4 protein-coding genes and 1 pseudogene are annotated in these 2767 nt (G+C 65.1%); 1 reads left to right on the plus strand and 4 read right to left on the minus strand.

Going from position 1 to position 2767, the window contains the following annotated elements:
• Positions 1 to 840, minus strand: an 840-nt coding sequence (locus G3N99_RS37945; protein ID WP_206124937.1) for a Tar ligand binding domain-containing protein, incomplete at its 3' end; no start/stop codon positions are given.
• A gap of 283 nt (positions 841 to 1123) precedes the next feature.
• On the opposite strand from G3N99_RS37945, the gene G3N99_RS37950 reads away from it, so the two are divergent.
• Positions 1124 to 1567, plus strand: coding sequence for a PaaI family thioesterase (locus tag G3N99_RS37950; RefSeq protein WP_011353771.1), 444 nt, complete (start codon positions 1124 to 1126; stop codon positions 1565 to 1567).
• Positions 1568 to 1684: 117 nt separating this feature from the next.
• Here the strand turns inward: G3N99_RS37950 and G3N99_RS37955 are convergent.
• The 3 genes and pseudogenes from G3N99_RS37955 to G3N99_RS37965 all read right to left on the minus strand — a co-directional run.
• Positions 1685 to 1963 (minus strand): annotated as a pseudogene (locus G3N99_RS37955) (type II toxin-antitoxin system RelE/ParE family toxin); the annotation flags it as partial.
• A complete protein-coding gene (locus tag G3N99_RS37960) occupies positions 1956 to 2204 on the minus strand; it encodes a plasmid stabilization protein (RefSeq protein WP_206124939.1) in 249 nt (82 codons plus the stop codon). The gene G3N99_RS37960 and the pseudogene G3N99_RS37955, both read right to left, overlap by 8 nt.
• Positions 2205 to 2333: 129 nt before the next feature.
• Positions 2334 to 2767: CoA transferase (locus G3N99_RS37965; protein WP_206124940.1), on the minus strand; the 434-nt coding region annotated here is incomplete at its 5' end.

Below are 2767 nucleotides of genomic sequence, written 5' to 3' on the forward strand. Positions count from 1 at the left end.
CGCGATTTCGCCCGCGCCGAGGTGGATCGCGTCGGACGCGTGGCGCACCGTGCGCACGGTGCCCGCAATGCTCGTCTGCATCGTGGCGAGGCCGCGCAGCATCCGGTCGATCTCGAACACGCCGCCTGCCCGCACGACTTCATCGAGCCGGCCCTGCGCGATCCGCTCGAAATGGCGGCCGGCTTCTTCCAGCGGCGCGACGACCGCGCGCCGCGCGGCCGCGTAGATCGCCGCGCTCGCCGCGAGCATCGCCATCAGCAGCACGATGCCGACCGACTTGAACCAGAGCATGCCGCCGTCGATCGTGTCGAGCGCGGTGCGGCTCGATGCGCCGCCATAGTCGGTGAAGCGACGCAGCTCGGCGATATACGCGTCCTGGATGCTCTGCGTCGGCTGGTCGAGGAAGGCCTGGATGTTGTCGGCGTCGAGGAACTGCACGAGTTCACCCAGCGCGCCGCGCAGCGCGCGATAGCGCTCGGCAAGCGCCGTGACGCGCGCGCGGTTGGCATCGTCGACCGGCTGCGCGGCCGTCAGCGCGGCGAACGCCTTGTCGGCTTCCGCGAGCGACGCGCCGGCATGGCGGATGATGTCTTCCGGCTTCGGGCCGCCGCGCACCATCCGCGTGCCGGCGCGCGACAGGTTGATGCGCGCGTCGAGCAGCTGCTGGGTCGCCTGGCTGGCCGCGCCGACCTGCGTGATTGCGACGTTCGACAGATCGTCGACGCCGCTGCGCGTCGACTTGAGCGCCCAGAAGCCGAGCGCCTCGATCGCGAACAGGAAGAGGCAAAACACGGTCAACACGCCGAGCAGACCCGACGCGAGCTTGATTTTTCCGAACATGGGGGAGATTCCTGGAAAGCGGACGATGAGGCAATGCCCCGGCATTAGCGGCATTTCTTCGTCGGACTTTAGGGGCGACCGGCGAGGGCGGACGGCGGCAAAGTTCGCGTTGCCCGCGCATTCCCGCGGAATCGCCCGCAAACAGGGAAATCTACGGCATTCGACGCAATAATCGCGTCGCATCGCGCCGAAAATTGCACGAAATGCGGACGAATTTCCTTGCTTATCCGCATCCCCCTTCCTAGAGTTCAGCGCAAGCGGGCACTCATTTCGAGGAAAGTCGATGACCGACATCACGGACCACGCGCGCGGCGCATTGCGTGCGCAACCGTTCAGCATGCTGCTGGGCACGGAGCTGATGCATATCGGCGACAACGAAGTGTCGCTGTGCCTGCCCGTGCGTGAAGAACTGCGGCAGCAGCACGGTTTCGTGCACGGCGGCGTCATCAGCTACCTCGCGGACAACGCGCTGACGTTCGCCGGCGCGCTCGTGCTCGGCCCGCGCGTGATCACGGCGGAATACAAGATCAACTACCTGCGACCGGCGGTGAACGGCACGCTCGTCGCCCGCGCGAAGCTCGTCTACGCGGGGCGGCACCAGGCGACCTGCCAGTGTCATGTGTTCGTCATCGACGGTGATCACGAGCGGCTCGTCGCGATCGCGCAGGGTACGATCAACCGCGTCGGCGACGGCAAGATGCCGGATGCGCCGGAGGAAACGGCGTGAGCGGTTCTCCGCGCTTGAAGGATCACCCCTCCGTCCAGAAGACGATGAGCGTGTAGTCGAGTTGAGCGGTCAGACATGCGGGCCTGCTTGCCGCTCCCATGTGCGGTACATGTGGTTCTAACGCTTTATCGCGGCAAGATAGACGGCATCGCGCTCGCGTCGACCGACTGCTGCAACCCGTACGAGCACTTCCGAATCGCGCACTTCGTAGACGAGCCGGTAACCAACGCTGCGTAGCTTGATCTTGTAGCGATCCGGATGGCCATGCAGCTTTGCAGACGGAATCCGAGGATTCTCGAGCCGCTCGGCGAGCCGGGATTTGAACTGATCGCGAACTGTGCGATCGAGCATCGTCCACGCCTTCAACACAGGTTCGTGAAATTGAAGTTCAAAGGTCCTTCAGCTTGACTTTGACGACTCTCTCATTGGCGCGCTTGTCGACCAGCCCGTTATCTTCGCTATCCTCCAGACGTTCGACCATCACCTTCCACGTCTTCGCCGGGACGCAATAGAACGCGGGCTCGTTGCGATTCAGAAGCGCGACCGGGAAGCCTTCTCCCGCCGCGACCGTGCCTATCGGGTTCCGCTTCAAATCTGAAACGCTCGCGGTAAAGTCGGCCAGAATTGTGCGAGGCATGTCGGCTCCCTCTCTTGCAGAATGGCGGTTGCATCTAATTTGGCACCAAAATTGGCGCCCGCCGCTTGCGAAGCCTTTCAGTGAAGTACATTTCGCCACCGGTTTGGCGACCTCGGCATGCCGCCTCGTCTACTCCGCCCCCTCCCCCGCCAGCGGCAAAAACCGCGGCGCCACGCGCGCCCGCACGTTGCCGTTCTCATCCGTCCGATAGATCCCGCGCGCCGCGTTGTGCGGATGCGCGGCCGCGTCGGCCACGCTCAGCAGCGGCGCGAAACACGCGTCGGTGCCTTCGAGCAATTCACGCCAGTGCGCGGACGGCCGCTGCGCGAACACGTCGGCGAAACGCGCCTTCAGCTCGGGCCAGCGCGCACGGTCGTACTGCGACGCCGGATCGATGTCGGTCAGCCCGAGCCGTTCGACCAGCAGCGCATAGAACGGCGGCTCGAGCGCACCGATTGTCACGCATTCGCCATCCGCGCAGCGATACACGTCGTAGAACGGCGCGTCGTGAAAGAGGCTCGGCTGCGCGCCGTCGAGCTGCCCGTTCGCGCGCGCCCACAGCG

Source organism: Burkholderia sp. Ac-20392, from assembly GCF_017104585.1.
In the GTDB taxonomy this organism is placed as follows: domain Bacteria; phylum Pseudomonadota; class Gammaproteobacteria; order Burkholderiales; family Burkholderiaceae; genus Burkholderia; species Burkholderia lata.